The organism is Acinetobacter sp. BSP-28 (assembly GCF_044130285.1).
Lineage (GTDB): Bacteria > Pseudomonadota > Gammaproteobacteria > Pseudomonadales > Moraxellaceae > Acinetobacter.
The window spans coordinates 1-16,597 of record NZ_JBIQOB010000020.1; the positions used below are offsets into that span (position 1 = coordinate 1).

The following is a 16,597-nucleotide window of genomic DNA, read 5'->3' on the forward strand; positions in this document are numbered from 1 at the left end:
CATCCTAAATATAAAGTCTTGGTGGTAGATGGTACCGGTCTTGTACTGTGCACCAGCAGCACAAAATATTCAGTTGGCACCCGGGTATTTGTATCAAATCAGGAAATCAAGCGGACAGCACCTTCGGGTGCTGTTGTGCAAATAGAAGTTTAAGTAAAAACAAACCAATGGCACCCAATCAGGTGCTTTTTTATTGCCAAAAATTAGGGGAAACAGGTGGAACCAGTATCTAGCAGCTTGGCTGCATTTTTAAAATTTTATGGAATGGTGATTGTTACAACATTGGCAATTGCAATGGTTGCAACGGTTGTGCTGATGATGCGCATGCCAAGGTCAGGGCAAGAATGGGTAACTGGACTAATCTGCACTGTTGTTTCGAGCTTGGCTGGTGGTTCTTTCATCATCATTAAATGGGGCTTGCATGAGTGGGTGACAGATGTGTGGGGAATGATTGCCCTTGGGGGCTTTTTTTTCGTCTGTGGTTTACCGGGATGGGCTTTGGTTCGCTGGGTATTTAATTTCATTGAGCAGAGAGAAGGGAAGTCATTGCTCGATATCTTTCGTGAATTTAAAGAGGAATGGAAGAAATGAGTAAGAGACTTACTGAGGCACAAATAACAGCACAAGCTAAAGCATTGGGCATTGAAGTCGCAGCGCTCCGTGCGGTGATTGAAGTTGAATGCAAAGGCTCTGGCTTTAATGCAGACGGAACACCGGTCATTTTATTTGAGCGGCATGTCATGCGTCAGCGTTTGATAACAAACAAACGTGATATCGATCTGAGTCTAATCAGTGCTGAACGACCGGATCTATGTAGTAAATCTACCGGTGCTTATGGCCTGTATTCTGCTCAGCATGGGCGATTAAATGCCGCAGCTCAATATCATCGTGATTCTGCTTTAGAATCTGCATCATGGGGTATTGGCCAAGTCATGGGCTATCACTGGCATGCTTTAGGTTATCCATCATTGCAGGCCTTCATTAATGCCATGTACAAAGATGAGGCCTCACAGCTTGACGCAATGTGCCGGTACATCAAGGTAAATAACCTGGTTAATGCGCTAAAAAACAAAGACTGGAAATCCTTTGCACGTGGTTATAACGGTGCTGCTTATGCCAAAAACAGTTATGACGTGAAGCTTGGAAATGCTTATAAAAAGTGGAGTAAATAATGCCAATACTTTCAGTCTTATGGAAATTCAGGTACTGGATCGCAATTGCGGTCCTTTCTATTTTATGGCTGGGGCAAATTACTTATACCAATCATTTGGCTGGAAAGATTCAGGATGCTGAATCAAAGTGCCAAGCCAAAATTCAAGAGATTGAGCAAAAGCATCTCAAAGCTTTGGCTGAAAAACAAAACGCAATTAACCAGGTGAGCGCAGATTATGAAAAAGAAAAATCAGAACAGCGAGTACAAGTCGAAACCGTTACACGTGAAGTGCAAAAGATCATTGAGCGTCCTGTGTATCAGCAGCATTGTTTTGATGATGACGGGGTGTCAGCAATCAACTCACTTATCACCGGTGATTCCAGCGAACCTCCTTGAGCCATGTGCTGATTTGCAAAAACTTGAGTCAGGTCAGGGTAAAGTGGTGATGCTTTGGTCAGTTGACACAGTAGCGAAATATAATGATTGTAAGGCGCGTCATGGTGCAATTGTGAAGGCCCTCAAGTGAGGGCTGTTCAACCTATTTGATTTCAATAAAAGCTCATATCACTGTCTGTGCATGATATATGAGCCAAAAAATCTAAGTGGACTATACTGCATTGGTTAGGTGATTTGGTTTCAATAAGTCAATTAACTCATTAATTGACTTTAATGAATTCTCTTTCGCAGCCTCAATCATGTCTTCTGCATCAATATCTAAATCATCCCCTATGAAAAGTCCTTTTTTGTATTCCGTAGAAGGCTTACGCAGAACAAGAATTTCATTAATTAAATCTACAAATTGTAAATTCTTCTTATAAGTATCTAAGCTTATATCTGGATGGCTTTGAAATTTTTTCCTAAAAAATATAAAACTCTTATACAGAGTATCCATTCTCTCGATAATTAAATTAAGGTTTTGAATTTCATGCTTATAGGGTGAATAGTAGACCTTAAAACCAGACTCACCATTATTGTTAATGGTTTTTTGGTTGCCATACTTTTTTTCCTTAAAATATTCAATTTCTGTGCTTAAGGTGTGGTGAATATCAATAAGATTTTTTCTTAACTCAGATATTTGGGGTAGTAAGCTTAAGCTAGATTCTCTTCTGTGCAGCCAAAGCATTAAAAAAATAACCACTACAGCGTTGATAACTGTGGATATAGCACCTATAGCCGTGAATATGGCACCATATTTAGCATAAAAGTCCATCTCACCATCAGGCATTGCGGTGAAAAATACATACCCATATACCGTGATTGGCATAAGCAATAAGGCTAAAATAATAACTAAACTAACCTGCCTATTAGAATAAAAAAAATTAGAAATAACCCTTTTAAAGTAATTCATCATCACCACCCATCAACCATATCAGCCCAGTCCTGCATCATTTTTCTACGATCATTCAGCCATTTTGCATGATCATAGGTTGCTTTAACTTTATCGCCCTTCACATGTGCAAGCTGAAGCTCAATCCAGTTTGAATTATAGTTTGCTTCGTTTAGATCTGTTGAGGCAGTAGCCCTAAAGTCATGCATAGTGATATGACCCAAACCCATATTTCGAAATGCCTGATTCAAAGTTGTCGGCCCAATCATCGTGCCATTATTAACACCAGGGAAAATGTATGGGCTATCAGGGTAAGCAGCAAACTGCGCCTTTATGATTTCCATAACTTGATTTGAGAGTGGCACAATATGAATTCTATTTTTCTTCATGTTGCGCTTTCCAGCAAGGATGTCCGATTTAGATGCAATAGGAATTGTCCAGGTGCGAGCTTCAAAATCAATGTATTCTTTCAATCCTCTACGAATCTCAACCGTACGCAACATTGTATAAATAAGTGTTTTAAGCGCATTTTTGGTACTAATAGAGCCGGTATATTTCTCAATACTAGGCATAATTAGTTTTCGATCCTTGGAGTTGACTGGTTGGGCATTCTCGGTTTCCGGGCTATGAATATATCCACGTAATGCATATGTAGGGTCATTGATCAGTCTGTCAGAGATAATTGCGTACTGCATAACTTCAGCAATAATTTGACGGATTGATATAGCCTTATTTTCACCCGTACCTTTTCCTGATTTCAAAACCCGTTTAATGGAATTATCCATAATATTCTTAACATCTACGGAGCTAACATCTTTAATCGGCTTATCCCCAATCACTGGAAATATATCAACCTCGTATGCATGGTTCCTGACATATAGCCAGTTTGCTGACTTCGATTTCTTCTTATGGTCGCAATATTCCTGTGCAATAGCTCGAAAGGTTTCTGCCTGAGATTGAATAGCTTCTAAGCGTTCAGTTTTCTTAACAATCATTGGGTCAATATTTTTGGCAAGCTGCTCCCGGAACTCGTTTGTTTTTGTTCTGGCATATGACAGGCTTATTTCCGGGTACTGACCGATTGTCAACATCTGCGGTTTATTCAGAAAGCGATAGCGGTACCGCCAAAACTTTTTCCCGGTAGGGCGAACCTCAATGCATAATCCAGAATGATCAGCAACACGGTATACTTTTTCTTTAGGCTTTAGCTGCTTGATTTTTAAGTCATTTAACATGATGTGAGTAACGACCATTATGGTATAAAAAGAATTACTCACCATATTACTCACAAATAAAAGGCATGTCATGTAATGCTAGGTTATATGTGGTAATAACGCCAATATAATAAAATCAGCAAGTTATAGAATTAAGTAAGACAAGGTAAGTCAAAGTAAGATTAGTGTTTGATATGGACGCAATTGACCATCCCATGATGAAGGATTTTCACGAGCCAGGAAATATTAAACGCTCAGTGATTGTGATTCCTCACGAGCGTTTAGATGAATGGTTGAGTTGGAAATCTCCAGATATCCGTTCTTTTGTAAAAGGATTCCCTGTAGAAGAATTTGAGTGTTCGCATGTTGCAAAAATAAAAATCGAAAAAATCAGTCCCCAACTTAATTTTTTCGATTAAGCATAGGGGGTTATGACAAATTTTTAAAAATATGTTTAAGGCTTTCCATCATTTTTTCAATTTGTAAGGGGGTGAGACCCTCGTAAGACTGTTCCAGAACTAAATTGCTCAGATCTTTAATCTTTAGGGTCATTTGTTGTCCTTTATCGGTTAAGACAACTCGAGTAATACGGGCATCATCTTGACAAGAATAGGTTTCAACTAAACCTTCATCTTTTAAACGATAGACAACTTTGGTCGTGGTCGACATTTTACACACCACCATTTCTGATAGATCTGAGACACTGGCATGCGGCTTAGCACGTAAAGAGAGTAAAATACGGCGACGTGAATTGTCCAAACCATATTTTTTCAGAGCATGGTCTACATTTTTTACACACTGTGCATGCACTTGAGTAATCCAGTAGTAGGGAAAGTCTTCTAAATTAAAATCTTCACCGGATGGCAGTAAAAATTTACTATATTTCTTGGCCATAGTATTTTCCCCAATCAATTGTTTTACTTATAATTTATTGCACTAACATTTTTAGAAAATATAAAAAAATGCATGAATTGTGTATTATCTCAAAAGTCTAAAAGAAAAAAATCAGTATTAAACTGAAATTTTAAATTTAAACCTACATTACATTATCGTGATAAATTTTTAAAAATATGCTGAAGGCTTTCCATCATTTTTTCAATTTGTAAGGGAGTTAGCCCTTCGAATGATTGCTCTAGAACCACATTGCTCAAGTCGTTAATTTTTTGAGCCATTTGATTACCTTTCTCGGTTAAAACTACTCGGGTAATTCGTGCATCATCTTGACAAGAATAAGTTTCAACTAAACCTTCATCTTTTAAACGATAGACAATTTTAGTGGTCGTCGACATTTTGGATACCACCATTTCTGAAAGATCCGAAACACTGGCATGAGGCTTAGCTTTTAAAGCAAGTAGAATACGGCGACGCGAATTGTCTACGCCATATTTTTTCAATGCATGATCAACGTTTTGTACGTATTGAGCATGTACTTGAGTTACCCAGTAAAATGGAAAATTTTCCAAATTAAAATTTTCTGCTGAGGGCAAAAATTTACTATACTTTTTTGTCATCTCTGTTCTTTCCCCACTAATTTGTTGTAATTGTATTTTATTATTGTAACTTAATTTTAGTAGAATTAAAGTGAAAACGATATTTTTTATAATATTACAAAGTATAACTTAATAATAAGTTTGTTGTTTGCTTTACAATTCAGCCCAAATTAATGGGCTAAATTTTTAAAAATATATTTTAAACTGTCCATCATTTTTTCAATTTGTAGAGGGGTGAGACCTTCAAAAGATTGTTCCAAAACCACATTGGTCAAGTCATTAATCTTATTCGTCATTTGCTGCCCTTTATCGGTTAAGACAACTCGAGTAATACGGGCATCATCTTCACATGAATAGGTTTCAACCAATCCTTCATCTTTTAAACGATAGACGATTTTGGTCGTAGTCGACATTTTGGAAATGACCATTTCAGAGAGATCTGACACACTGGCATGCGGTTTGGATTTTAATGACATTAAAATACGGCGACGTGAATTGTCAAGTCCGTATTTTTTCAGAGCGTGATCTACATTTTGTACGTATTGGGCATGCACTTGGGTTACCCAATAATAAGGAAAGTTTTCTAAAGAGAAATTTTCTGCGATAGAAGGTAGAAATTTGCTGTACTTTTTAGTCATGGAGAAAAGCCTCCCTAAGTTTGTTGTAATTTTAATTTCTTGAAAAGTGTCTTATTTAGATCAAATTTTGCCAAACAAAACACATTTTTATTGTTATTAATATATATTAAGTTTTTTATAATGCAATAAGGAAACTGATATTAGTAAGTTTCCTTACAAAAAATCAAAATTAAACATGATCGTTGAGAAGGGACATTGTAGTAGGTGTAGTGGTTTTGAGTTGATGGAATCTCATAATACTTTGGGCAAAATTCAATACTTCTACTTGGACTTCAAGATTTTGAAAAGTTTCTGAAGATAATGTTGTCATAGGGATGCGATGTTATAAAACGGCAGGCAGGAGCATTTCAAACTTTTTATTATTTATGCGTGATCACGATCTTAACTTGATGCTGATTAAATGATGAATCTAAATGAAGATAGGTATCTTTATAACTTGTATGGCAATCGCTTTCGTCTTTTGCTGTTTTTTTTGAATAATCTATCAAGTGATCTAGTGACCGGTCGGACTTGTATTTTCTCCAGCTAAAATAGATGAGGAGATGAAGTAAAAGCGTAAAAAATAAGCTTAATTGCATACCAAACTCGGTTTAAAGCACTAAGAATACAAAAAATTAATTACAAATTTAATAGATTGTGCATAATTAATTTATCTATTGTTGAACAGGGCATATCTATGGATCCGTCGCCGTGCAGGTCTACGTTTATTTTTAACCAAATTCATGGAATCGGAGATATAAACTAATGGAGTTTTTATTAGATCCGGGAATTTGGGTTGGTTTACTTACTCTTATTGTTTTAGAAATTGTTTTAGGTATTGATAACCTAGTCTTTATTGCTATTTTGGCAGAAAAACTTCCACCAGAACAACGTGATAAAGCACGTGTAGTGGGGCTTTCCCTAGCTTTATTCATGCGCTTGGGCTTATTGTTTGCCATCTCTTGGTTAGTCACTTTGACCAAACCGCTTATTACAGTCTTTGATTTGATATTTTCAGGACGGGATCTCATTCTTTTATTCGGTGGTTTATTCTTGGTCTATAAAGCCGTGACTGAACTACATGAAAAGATTGAAGGTAAGCCTGAAGTTAAAGTTACCACCAACATTGTTTATGCAAGTTTTACTGCAGTTGTTGCACAAATTGTTGTGTTAGACGCTGTATTTTCCTTAGATTCGGTGATTACCGCAATTGGTATGGTTGACAACATCTATGTGATGATGGTGGCCATGATTGTTGCCATGGCTGTGATGTTGCTGGCATCTAAATCATTGACTGCTTTTGTAAACCGACATCCGACCGTTGTAATTCTGTGCTTAAGTTTCTTGTTGCTGATTGGTATCAGCCTGATTGCAGAAGGCTTTGGGTTCCATATTCCGAAAGGCTATATCTATTCAGGTATTGGTGTTGCCATTGTAATTGAAGCATTTAACCAGTTTGGTCAACGCAATGTAGCCAAACATGAATCTAAAATTCCATTACGTCACCGTACTGCGGATTCCATCTTGAAACTGATGGGTGGCAAAATGGAAACTGTTACTGACAGTGCTCAGCACTTTGAAGCTCAAGAAGCTTTTGCTGACGAAGAGCGTTACATGATTGGTGGGGTATTAACCCTCGCAGAAAGGTCAGTTGCTTCGATCATGACTCCTCGAAGCCAGATTTCATGGGTGAATCTGGATGATACTGCTGAACAGATTCGTGAACAGGTACTCGCTGTACCGCATAGCCTGTTTCCGGTTTGTCGTGGTAACCTGGATAAAGTGCTGAGTGTGGTTCGTGCCAAAGAACTCCTTGATGTATTGGAAGAGCCAGAACAGCTCAAGGCTTTAATCAAACGTCATCGTCCGATTTATATTTTTGAAAAAATGAAAGTGATTGATGCCATTAATACCTTGCGTAGCTCGAAAGGTTCATTGGTATTAGTCAGTGACGAGTTTGGCAATGTACAAGGCCTGATTTCTCCTTTGGATGTATTTGAGGCGATTGCTGGTGAGTTCCCGGATGCCGATGAGCAGCTCGATCTGGTGAAAATTGATGATCACACCTGGAAAGCCTCTGGCATGCTTGATGTGTATCAGCTTGAACTGGAACTGGGCATGCTGGACTTGGTTGAAGAAGAGGCGGGTTATATTAGTCTTGCGGGTCTGATTCTAGAGAAAACTCACGGCAAAGTCAGTCTGGGGGCTCAACTGGAATATCACGGTATTCACTTTGAAGTGACTGAAATGGATGATAACCGTATTAAGTCCGTGCTCATTAAACATTATTAAAGAGTATGATTAAGTTGACGTGTGATTGAGAGTATGAACTAGAGATTTATATCTTTTAATCCATTCATTTTTAATTATCGAAAAAGCCCAACAGACTCGATCTGTTGGGCTTTTTTATTGTGCTTTGCCGCATTTTTATACAAGAATTGTTCCCATAATACTGCAACAAGATGAAAAAAATGGATGAATTGAGTTTAAATCCCTATTTCTAGTGATATTTAAGTAGATTGGAATCAGGAATAATTGATATATCAAAAAATTGGATCAATTTGATGCGTATTACAGAAACGATTGTAGATTTTGCAAAACTTGCATCTGAAGAAAAACATCGTTTTTTTAAAATGATCTGTGAATTTGATCAGCAAATTTTTCCGTATTCTTGCGAAGAAGAAATTTATAATTTTGTCTATGATCAGGATGCTGTTTCTGTTCTAGTAGTTCATTATTACCATAAGGACACACTGGTTGGACAAAATATTATTCCTGTGCTTCAGCTTTCACTAGAGGGGCAGCCTATCTTTGTGGTGAGTTACCGGGCCAGTATTTTACCGGCTTATCGTAAAGGTAACAGGACACTTAAAACAGCAATCCGGGTTGCAATTAATTACCGGATTAAACATCCCGGCATTCCATTATGGTTTGTACCTACCGTTATACAGCCCAAAATTTATACTTACTTTGCATCTCGTGCACAAAATTTCTTTCCACGTAGAGACAAAGAAATTCCTCGGGAATATTTAAAAGTTCTACAGATGATTCAGCAGCGTAAATCTGAAGTGCATAAACGTCGCGAAGATATTTTTGTCTATCCCTATGTGATGCCCCATACTACACCTGAGCACATTCAACGTCTTAGAAATAAGGCAACACCACATATCAATTTTTTTATGCAGCATGTGCCGGACTATTTCGATGGCATGGGTTTGCTTTGTATCTGTAAACTGGATTTGCAAACAATTATGGAAGCGATCTTTAATTTATTTATAGACCGAAAAGTATATTGAATTTCAGTCCTAATTCGTCTTTGGATAGCGAAGCTGTCATGGATATAGCCCCAGACTGTGCTATTACAGCCTGGGTAAAGTAGACCTCAGTAACTTAAATGTAAAATAGACTTAGAGGGTAAGAATTTTAATATCCGCATATTGCTGGATTACTTCTGGATTTAAAATTTGAATTTGATCCATAAAGGCCACATTAAAACGTCCGACCGTTTGAGCTTGATCGAAGGCCAGTTTTCCTGCAATGGCAAAATGTGTATGGGCTGCAATCGTCGCGATAGCTGGTGTAGTGACAGCACAATAAGCTGCAATTAAGGCACCCAGTGCACAACCTGTCGCAGTGACTTTAGGTTGTAAATAAGAACCGCCATTCACCTGAATCACGGCATCTAGCTCTTTAGTCAGGATAAAATCAGACTCCCCTGAAATGGCGATACAATCAGCATGGGTTAACAGTACTTTTGCTTGGCTGTAGACATCGGCACTATCGAGAGTGCTATCCACACCTTTGGACTCTACCTGGTTGCCGGCAAGGGTACTGATTTCAGAAGCATTACCGCGAATGACCGTGGGATGATATTGCAGTAACTCATCCACCATGTCCGAGCGCCATTTGAGAATGGGACCGTAGCCGACAGGATCCAGCACCCATGGGGTATGGGTACGTTGCGCCGTTTGTGCAGAAATTTGCATGGCCTGCATCTGCTCATTGGTTGGGGTACCCAGATTAATACTCAGTGCAGCTGCAATCGTGGTAAAACTTTCCGCTTCAAATGGATTGTCAATCATGGCCGGAGAGGCACCGGCGGCCAGTAAAACATTGGCCGCATAATTTGCTGCAACACTGTTGGTAATACATTGCACCAAAGGCTGCCGGGTTTGCAGCTGTGTCCATGCTTCAACAATCTGTTCGACCAATGTTGAAGTTTGATCCATGGGATGATTCCTTAAATTGTACAGGGTAGAGTCGGAGAAGCTGGACATATCGATCACCATTGAGCGGGTGAAATGCTATTGGGTAAAATAGTGGTCTTGATGCTTACAGGTTCGACAGCAGAGCGTCACATAATTTTCAGCATCATAATCGACAGTAAGTTCATTAGAACCACAATACATACAGCGTTTTTGTGAATAAAAACTTAATCGCGGTTCAATTTTTTTCCATAACTTCCAGATGGGTTGGAAAAAAATACTTTCATCATAGCCAAGAAAGCGGAACAACAGGATTTCGCTCATCTTGCTGAAAGGAATGTTGTATGGACGAGGCAGGGTGGAGGTTTCCCATTTTTCAGTTACGGAACGCTCACGATATTGTTGTAAAGTTTTCTTTAACAGATTGGTATTAATGAAGTTTTCATTGCGCGGTTGTAGTGCTTTTTGCTGATGCAAATATTCTAAAGCAGTTTGTACCAGATAGTAGATTTGACCCACTGCCAGGGAGTCCATCAGCCGATAGCAGAAGGTCTGAAAGCTGTTATTACCGGCAATTTGAATGCCCCAAGTCCGGCAATAAAACTGGGCAAACTGAATAATTTCCTGATACAGCACCAGATAGAGTGTATTTTTGACTTCATCGGCATTTTTAAAGGGTACACCCAGAGTCAAATTTTCATAGAACCAGTTTCTCAGTTGCTGGGTAATACTAAACAAACTCGGTTCCGAATAGCCATCCAAACGGACATTGACATAGTACTGATTGGCTTCGGACGCAAAATCTTTGGCAATCAAAATCTGTTCTTTCACCAATTGTTTGATCAAATAATTCTGAAATAGATAATTTGGTGTAAGGGAATGATATTTAATATTTTCCCAGTCTATATATTCATGATGCGTGGTATGTTCCTGAACCAGGGTGTCCAGAATACTGAGTAAAAACAATTTATTTAAAAAGCTGAGTTGGTCCAGTCGATATTCAACAGCATCTTTCTCTTTGGACTTCAGTTGACGCTGTTCCTGAAGCCGTGTTTCAGCAAGCATTTTTTTACGCTTGGCCAGACAGGTATCACAGTGGCAGTTGCCGCGTCCATCTTGAAACAGGCGATGATGACAGTGACTGCATTCATGAAAATTCATCGCTTGATCATACTGTTCTGCTTCTATCCAGAACATGGATGCCTGACATAAAGGGCATGATGTACTTTCATCGAGCTGTTTTTGCAGAATTTGAAGAAGCATGGAATGAGTCGATCACAAGTCGGGTTAATCATTTTATCGATTATACACGTGTCTTTTGCCGGGACGTGATGGAATAGTGCTGAATGGAGAATAATTCGGTCAGTGTCGCTTACCAAAGATTCTGGCTTTGAAAAAATAGCCTAAGTATTCTAAAAGTGGGTTTAGATGGAGATGAAAATGAGGTCTTTCATCTCCATAGTAAAGGATAGATTAATAATAAAGTAAAATCGGGATGTATAAGTTTCCCCATTAATAAGAGGCAGGGCAAGGTAATGACTCATCCTCCTCGCCTAATTGCTTTGCATCAATTAAAGCCTGGACTTTTTTGGACGGAACTTTCTTGCTTCCTAGAGCATCGTAGTTGTTTAAAATTGCGCAAATATCCGCCGATTGCATCGGAATACCTTCACAGCTCAAAAACATGGCAATGACTTTGTGATCAATTCCGGCAGCATCAAGCGTTTGCATGGTTTTGATATTTTCGACACGAACAATATGGTCTTTTAAATACATCATACACCTCTTCTAGTTTTGCCTTAATTTTATAGTGCGCTTTACACAGATGAATACAAGCAAAAATCGTGCTCAAAATGTAGTCATCTTGAAAAAGAGTGTCAATTTGGGTTAAGTCATTTTATTTAATCTGAAAAAATTTAATTTTTTACAAGCATATATAAAAACAAAGCCATTTCCGCTTTACATGGTTATATGTCGGAAAGTGAAGTTCATATCAAGATTGACATAATTCATGCACTGCACTCATGCATCTTAAGTGGTCAATGAGGACATTAATTGTACCAATGTAAGCAACTTGAATTGAAAACTGGCAGCAACATGCCCATATATGACTTAAATCAATAGCACAGACAGATTGCGAAAGTTGTCGTATGATCGAAGCATTTCACAACAACAACGTCTTGGCTTAATAACGACAGGATTAGGACATTATATGAATATCGCGGCAAACCCGGTGGTTGAAGCAGACCAGACTGTTTATTTAAAAGACTATCAAAAACCTTCTTTTTTGGTGGATTCAATCAACTTGGATATTCAGGTATATAGCGATTATACCCAGGTCAATGCAGACCTGGTGATGAAACGCCAGACCGCCGGAGATTTGGTGCTGCTGGGGCGTGATCTGGAATTAAAATCCATTACTTTAAATGGTAAGCTGCTGACTGAGGCAGATTACACGCTTGATTCAGAACAACTGGTGATTGCCAATGCACCAGATCAGGTCATTCTGGAAACTGAAGTGGTCATCCATCCGGAAAGCAATACCCAGCTTGAAGGTTTGTATCAGGCCAGTGGTGATTTATTCGTAACGCAAAACGAGCCTGAAGGGTTCCGTAAAATCACCTTCTATCCAGACCGTCCGGATGTGCTGTCCGTCTTTACTACCCGTGTAGAAGCCGATAAAAAATTTCCGGTACTGTTAGCTAATGGTAACCTGATGGAAGCGGGTGAGGCTGGTGAAGGTCGCCACTATACCATCTGGCAAGATCCGACCAAAAAACCAAGCTATCTGTTTGCCTGTGTGATTGGTGATTTGGCGGTACTTAAAGATTCTTATGTGACCTCTGAAGGCCGTAATGTATCGCTTGAAATTTATGCCGAAGAAAAAGATATTCCAAAATGTCACATTGCCATGGAAGCATTGAAACATTCAATGCAATGGGATGAAGAACATTATGGTCGTCCGTATGACCTAGACAATTACATGATTGTGGCAACCAGTGCCTTTAATATGGGTGCCATGGAAAATAAAGGCCTCAATATCTTCAACACTTCTTGTGTGCTTGCCGATGAAGAATTCACCACTGATGCAGCGATCATGCGGGTACAGTCAGTGATTGCCCATGAATACTTCCATAACTGGACCGGTAACCGGATTACTTGCCGTGACTGGTTCCAGTTGTGCTTGAAAGAAGGCTTGACCGTTTTTCGTGATCAGTCTTTCTCGGAAGATTTACAATCCGCTGCGGTACAACGTATTGATGATGTGGCTGTACTCAAAGCCCATCAATTCCCTGAAGATTCAGGTCCATTATCGCATCCGCCACGTCCAGATCACTTTGTCGAAATTAATAACTTCTACACCGCAACTGTGTACGAAAAAGGTGCGGAAATTAACCGCATGATGTCGACCTTACTTGGTAAGGAAAAATTCCGTCAAGGTACAGACGAATATTTCCGCCGTCATGACGGTCAGGCAGTAACGGTTGAAGATTGGATTTCTGCATTGACTGCAGGTTCCGGTGTGGATTTATCGGCATTCCTGATTTGGTATAACCAGCCGGGTACACCAAAACTGGAAGCCAAAGGCGAATATGATGCGGCTAATCAAATTTATCGTCTAAGCTTTAAACAGTCGTTAAAAGATCATCATAAATATCCAAACTTAAAAGCCGTGCCTATTCCTGTGGCTTTGGCACTGTTTAATGCAGAAACAGGTGAGCAATATACGCTGCAATCTGGAGCACTGTTTGAAAATGCTGTAAAAGATGGCGTGTATTTATTTGATACAGATACTGCAACCATCGAATTTACAGGTGTAACCGCAAAACCAGTGGTTTCATTGCTGCGTAATTTCTCTGCACCGGTCAATCTTGAATTTAACTATTCAGATGAAGAACTGGCTTTCTTGATGCAATATGAAACCAACGGTTTCAACCAGTGGCAGGCCACTCAAACCTTGCTCGAACGTATTTTACTGGAAGGTCATGAAGCTGATATTTATATTCAAGCCATGAAAAATACCTTGCCTGAAGTGATTGAAAAAGATCCACTCTTGGCTTCACGCTTGTTTGATGTACCTACAGAAGGCTATTTGGGTAGTCGTATCGATACAGATTATCAACCTGCCAAAATCCAGGAACAGCGTAATGCCTTGCTAGATAGATTGGCACGTGAACTGGGTGCATTCTGCAAAGAGACTTACCTGGAGTTAGATCCGGATATGCAAAGTGAATTCTCTCAGGCGATGGGGGTTCGTGCACTCAGAAACATTATGCTTGGTATGATCGCGCGTCAGGGCGATGCCTATGCCTTCGACCTCGCTTATGAGCAGTATCACACCGGTAACATGTCTGAACGTTTGGGTGCGCTCAAAGTCCTGGTTTGGAATGATGCACCACAAGCCCAGGAAGTTTTGGCGGACTTCTATAGCCGCTTTGAAGATGAAGCCTTGTCTTTAGATCAATGGTTTATGGTTCAGGCAGCGCATCCAAAAGCAAATGCAGAAACCATCAAATACCTAACTTCACATCCTGACTATGATTTGGGTAACCCTAACCGTATTCGTTCGGTGAGTGGTGGTTTAAATGCCAATCCGGTCAATACCTGGAGTTTTGGTGTTCAGCACTATATTGATTTAGCGAAATATCTGGATGAGAAAAACCCGATTGTCGGTTCGCGCTTATTACAAGTGCTTTCTCGCTGGTATACCTTGGCAGAGCTACAACGTACAGAAGTAAAAACTGCACTGGAAGCCTTAAAGCCACAAGTGAAATCTAAAAATGTATCGGAAACTTTAAACAGTATGTTGAGCGTATAACTCGATCATCACTGAATAAGTGAAAAAACCTTTTCTTGGTGAAAGCTGAGAAAAGGTTTTTTTATTTACATTTCAAGCATTGTGCTGGCTGAAAATGCGGATTATGTTTAGCTTAACTTAATTACTTCTGCCATAGTAAGATAAAATATATGTTGAATAATCACATTAAAAGTGTCGAATTAATCACATTTTAAGGGTAGAATAAGTATAGTGAAGCTCATCTCAGGATGAGCTTTTATCATTTAACAGACTGTGATTGCATTAGCCTGTCATTTTGCTAAGTAGACTGGAGATTGGTTTTGTTAGTTAAAATTGAAGATGGTTTTTACCTAAATTCTCAGCATATCATTGCAATTCGGGTTTCAAAAAATGCCACTGATGGTAACTTTGTAGTGGTAATTGAATATACACCGAGTAATATTCAGGCAATGGGAAGTTATCAAAAAAACTTTAGCAGCAAACTTGAAGCAGAAATTTATCTGCAAACGTTACATCAGCATATTTCTAAAGCATAAATTTTGTTCTTGCTACCATTCAAGCTTGATTAAAGATAGCTTCTTTGGCAAATATGACTGGAAAAGTTCAGTTGCTTTGGATCAACTGTCTGGATGGTGCTACAAGCAGATGGTCAATATGTTGATAAAAAAAAGTCCCTATATTACAGGGACTTTTTTAATATTTAAACTTTCATAATCAATACTGGAATGGGTGATTGGGTCAATACTTCTTGAGCCACACTTCCCAATACTAATTTTTTAAATCCGGTACGACCATGTGAACCCATAATAATTAAATCGGCACCCACTTCATCGGCAACCTGCATAATACCTTCAGCAGGTGATACACCTCGAACAATTTTTGTATCGACTGCAATGCCATCACGAATGAAAGATTGCTTGATTTCTGCCAGATTCAACTGTGCATTTTTTTCAGCTTCGATAAAGTAATCGGTAATTGCTGGTGCGACTTTATAAAAATCGACACCAACAAAAGGATCAACGGCAATCACACTGGCAATGGTGACCTGGCAATTTAAAGGTTTGGCCAAAGTCAATGCTTGTTCAACAGCTGCATAAGAAATAGGGGATTCATCTACTGGAACCAAAATATGTTTATAAGTCATGAAATTTCCTTATGGAATATAGCTGAATAGATAAAAGTACGGATGATTTGTAGCCAGTTATGATGGCCATTTCATGAAAAGCAGGAATCGATAAAATGAGCCTTTTATTGATTAAAAGGCTCATTTTTGAAACTTATTCTTTGACTACTAAAACAGGAAGCTTGGTGGTTTTTAAAACATCCTGAGCAAAGCTGCCCATGAGGAATTTTTGGAAACCTTTACGCCCGTGAGAACCCATCACAATCAGGTCAGTTTTCAATTTTTCAGCAGTTTCAATAATACCTTCTTCTGAGATATTGCCTTTAATGATCTGAGGCGTTGCAATAACACCATTTTCAGCTGCAATCGCTTTGGCTTTTTCTAATGCTTTTTCAGCATTGGCATAAGCCTGAACAAAATATTCTTTCATGATTGGAGACGGATAATAGAAATCTGCTTCAGAAAATGGGTCTTCAGTCACCAGGCTGATCAGTGTTAATTGACTACCAAATGCTTTAGCAATTTGAGCTGCATTTTTAACCGCAGAGAAAGAAATATCAGAGCCGTCAACTGGGACTAAAATATTTTGATAAGACATAAGAATGATTCCTTGGAGTTTATTATGTAGCTATTATTTATACATAGCACATTGTGTCGAATTGATCAATTT

At 38.9% G+C, this 16,597-nt stretch carries 17 protein-coding genes and 1 pseudogene; 8 read left to right on the top strand and 10 right to left on the bottom strand.

Annotated elements, in window-relative coordinates; all coding sequences use genetic code 11:
- Nucleotides 1-216 precede the first annotated feature (216 nt).
- The 3 genes from ACE01R_RS13655 to ACE01R_RS13665 are packed head-to-tail and all read left to right on the top strand — an operon-like array spanning nt 217 to nt 1,549.
- Nucleotides 217-591, top strand: a complete 375-nt coding sequence (locus ACE01R_RS13655) for a hypothetical protein (RefSeq protein ID WP_395551854.1) — start codon at nt 217-219, stop codon at nt 589-591.
- On the top strand, nt 588-1,172 hold the full coding sequence (locus ACE01R_RS13660) for an N-acetylmuramidase family protein (RefSeq protein WP_395551855.1): 585 nt from the start codon (nt 588-590) through the stop codon (nt 1,170-1,172). Before ACE01R_RS13655 ends, ACE01R_RS13660 begins: the two co-directional genes overlap by 4 nt.
- A complete protein-coding gene (locus ACE01R_RS13665) occupies nt 1,172-1,549 on the top strand; it encodes a hypothetical protein (protein WP_395551856.1) in 378 nt (125 codons plus the stop codon). The genes ACE01R_RS13660 and ACE01R_RS13665 overlap by 1 nt, the downstream gene beginning before the upstream one ends.
- Nucleotides 1,550-1,760: 211 nt before the next feature.
- On the opposite strand, the gene ACE01R_RS13670 is transcribed toward ACE01R_RS13665, so the two are convergent.
- Nucleotides 1,761-2,504: a hypothetical protein gene (locus ACE01R_RS13670; RefSeq protein ID WP_395551857.1), complete on the bottom strand. Its 744-nt coding sequence runs from the start codon at nt 2,502-2,504 to the stop codon at nt 1,761-1,763.
- Nucleotides 2,504-3,715 (bottom strand): tyrosine-type recombinase/integrase, encoded by a 1,212-nt coding sequence (locus tag ACE01R_RS13675; protein WP_395551914.1) that lies wholly within the window; start codon nt 3,713-3,715, stop codon nt 2,504-2,506. The genes ACE01R_RS13670 and ACE01R_RS13675 overlap by 1 nt, the downstream gene beginning before the upstream one ends.
- Nucleotides 3,716-3,885: 170 nt before the next feature.
- Between ACE01R_RS13675 and ACE01R_RS13680 the strand changes: the two are divergent.
- Nucleotides 3,886-4,113 (top strand): annotated as a pseudogene (locus ACE01R_RS13680) (DUF159 family protein); the annotation flags it as partial.
- A gap of 10 nt (nt 4,114-4,123) precedes the next feature.
- Here ACE01R_RS13680 and ACE01R_RS13685 read toward each other — a convergent pair.
- From ACE01R_RS13685 to ACE01R_RS13695, 3 genes are all read right to left on the bottom strand, one after another.
- Nucleotides 4,124-4,588, bottom strand: a complete 465-nt coding sequence (locus ACE01R_RS13685) for a MarR family winged helix-turn-helix transcriptional regulator (protein ID WP_395551858.1) — start codon at nt 4,586-4,588, stop codon at nt 4,124-4,126.
- 152 nt (nt 4,589-4,740) lie between these two features.
- Entirely contained in the window at nt 4,741-5,205 is a 465-nt protein-coding gene (locus ACE01R_RS13690; protein ID WP_395551859.1) for a MarR family winged helix-turn-helix transcriptional regulator, read from the bottom strand.
- A 149-nt stretch (nt 5,206-5,354) separates the two neighbouring features.
- Entirely contained in the window at nt 5,355-5,822 is a 468-nt protein-coding gene (locus ACE01R_RS13695; protein ID WP_395551860.1) for a MarR family winged helix-turn-helix transcriptional regulator, read from the bottom strand.
- 744 nt (nt 5,823-6,566) lie between these two features.
- On the opposite strand from ACE01R_RS13695, the gene ACE01R_RS13700 reads away from it, so the two are divergent.
- Both ACE01R_RS13700 and ACE01R_RS13705 read left to right on the top strand, forming a co-directional pair.
- Nucleotides 6,567-8,093 carry a transporter associated domain-containing protein gene (locus ACE01R_RS13700; RefSeq protein ID WP_395551861.1) on the top strand — a complete coding sequence of 509 codons (1,527 nt, stop codon included), beginning with the start codon at nt 6,567-6,569 and terminating at the stop codon, nt 8,091-8,093.
- Nucleotides 8,094-8,365: 272 nt separating this feature from the next.
- A complete protein-coding gene (locus tag ACE01R_RS13705; protein ID WP_395551862.1) occupies nt 8,366-9,097 on the top strand; it encodes a hypothetical protein in 732 nt (243 codons plus the stop codon).
- Nucleotides 9,098-9,208: 111 nt separating this feature from the next.
- Here the strand turns inward: ACE01R_RS13705 and thiM are convergent, their stop codons facing one another.
- The 3 genes from thiM to ACE01R_RS13720 all read right to left on the bottom strand — a co-directional run bounded on the left by thiM (nt 9,209) and on the right by ACE01R_RS13720 (nt 11,782).
- Nucleotides 9,209-10,030 carry a hydroxyethylthiazole kinase gene (gene thiM / locus ACE01R_RS13710; RefSeq protein WP_395551863.1) on the bottom strand — a complete coding sequence of 274 codons (822 nt, stop codon included), beginning with the start codon at nt 10,028-10,030 and terminating at the stop codon, nt 9,209-9,211.
- Nucleotides 10,031-10,105: 75 nt separating this feature from the next.
- Nucleotides 10,106-11,269, bottom strand: coding sequence for a hypothetical protein (locus ACE01R_RS13715; RefSeq protein WP_395551864.1), 1,164 nt, complete (start codon nt 11,267-11,269; stop codon nt 10,106-10,108).
- Between the two features lie 249 nt (nt 11,270-11,518).
- The gene (locus tag ACE01R_RS13720; protein WP_395551915.1) at nt 11,519-11,782 is read right to left on the bottom strand and encodes a hypothetical protein; all 264 of its coding nucleotides are present in this window, start codon (nt 11,780-11,782) and stop codon (nt 11,519-11,521) included.
- A gap of 436 nt (nt 11,783-12,218) precedes the next feature.
- Here ACE01R_RS13720 and pepN point away from each other — a divergent pair, with 436 nt between their 5' ends.
- Both pepN and ACE01R_RS13730 read left to right on the top strand, forming a co-directional pair.
- Nucleotides 12,219-14,825 (top strand): aminopeptidase N, encoded by a 2,607-nt coding sequence (pepN, locus tag ACE01R_RS13725; protein ID WP_395551865.1) that lies wholly within the window; start codon nt 12,219-12,221, stop codon nt 14,823-14,825.
- Between the two features lie 299 nt (nt 14,826-15,124).
- Nucleotides 15,125-15,340: a hypothetical protein gene (locus tag ACE01R_RS13730; RefSeq protein ID WP_395551866.1), complete on the top strand. Its 216-nt coding sequence runs from the start codon at nt 15,125-15,127 to the stop codon at nt 15,338-15,340.
- 164 nt (nt 15,341-15,504) lie between these two features.
- On the opposite strand, the gene ACE01R_RS13735 is transcribed toward ACE01R_RS13730, so the two are convergent.
- Together ACE01R_RS13735 and ACE01R_RS13740 are read right to left on the bottom strand one after the other, a co-directional pair.
- The gene (locus ACE01R_RS13735; RefSeq protein ID WP_395551867.1) at nt 15,505-15,948 is read right to left on the bottom strand and encodes a universal stress protein; all 444 of its coding nucleotides are present in this window, start codon (nt 15,946-15,948) and stop codon (nt 15,505-15,507) included.
- A gap of 133 nt (nt 15,949-16,081) precedes the next feature.
- Nucleotides 16,082-16,525: a universal stress protein gene (locus tag ACE01R_RS13740; protein ID WP_395551868.1), complete on the bottom strand. Its 444-nt coding sequence runs from the start codon at nt 16,523-16,525 to the stop codon at nt 16,082-16,084.
- Nucleotides 16,526-16,597: the final 72 nt, after the last annotated feature.

Coding starts and splice junctions, on each gene's coding strand:
- pepN (WP_395551865.1), top strand. CDS start 12,219: ATGAATATCGCGGCAAACCCGGTGGTTGAAGCAGACCAGACTGTTTAT.
- ACE01R_RS13715 (WP_395551864.1), bottom strand. CDS start 11,269: ATGCTTCTTCAAATTCTGCAAAAACAGCTCGATGAAAGTACATCATGC.
- ACE01R_RS13705 (WP_395551862.1), top strand. CDS start 8,366: ATGCGTATTACAGAAACGATTGTAGATTTTGCAAAACTTGCATCTGAA.
- ACE01R_RS13665 (WP_395551856.1), top strand. CDS start 1,172: ATGCCAATACTTTCAGTCTTATGGAAATTCAGGTACTGGATCGCAATT.
- ACE01R_RS13675 (WP_395551914.1), bottom strand. CDS start 3,715: ATGTTAAATGACTTAAAAATCAAGCAGCTAAAGCCTAAAGAAAAAGTA.
- ACE01R_RS13735 (WP_395551867.1), bottom strand. CDS start 15,948: ATGACTTATAAACATATTTTGGTTCCAGTAGATGAATCCCCTATTTCT.
- ACE01R_RS13685 (WP_395551858.1), bottom strand. CDS start 4,588: ATGGCCAAGAAATATAGTAAATTTTTACTGCCATCCGGTGAAGATTTT.
- ACE01R_RS13740 (WP_395551868.1), bottom strand. CDS start 16,525: ATGTCTTATCAAAATATTTTAGTCCCAGTTGACGGCTCTGATATTTCT.
- ACE01R_RS13720 (WP_395551915.1), bottom strand. CDS start 11,782: ATGTATTTAAAAGACCATATTGTTCGTGTCGAAAATATCAAAACCATG.
- ACE01R_RS13670 (WP_395551857.1), bottom strand. CDS start 2,504: ATGATGAATTACTTTAAAAGGGTTATTTCTAATTTTTTTTATTCTAAT.
- thiM (WP_395551863.1), bottom strand. CDS start 10,030: ATGGATCAAACTTCAACATTGGTCGAACAGATTGTTGAAGCATGGACA.
- ACE01R_RS13690 (WP_395551859.1), bottom strand. CDS start 5,205: ATGACAAAAAAGTATAGTAAATTTTTGCCCTCAGCAGAAAATTTTAAT.
- ACE01R_RS13660 (WP_395551855.1), top strand. CDS start 588: ATGAGTAAGAGACTTACTGAGGCACAAATAACAGCACAAGCTAAAGCA.
- ACE01R_RS13695 (WP_395551860.1), bottom strand. CDS start 5,822: ATGACTAAAAAGTACAGCAAATTTCTACCTTCTATCGCAGAAAATTTC.
- ACE01R_RS13700 (WP_395551861.1), top strand. CDS start 6,567: ATGGAGTTTTTATTAGATCCGGGAATTTGGGTTGGTTTACTTACTCTT.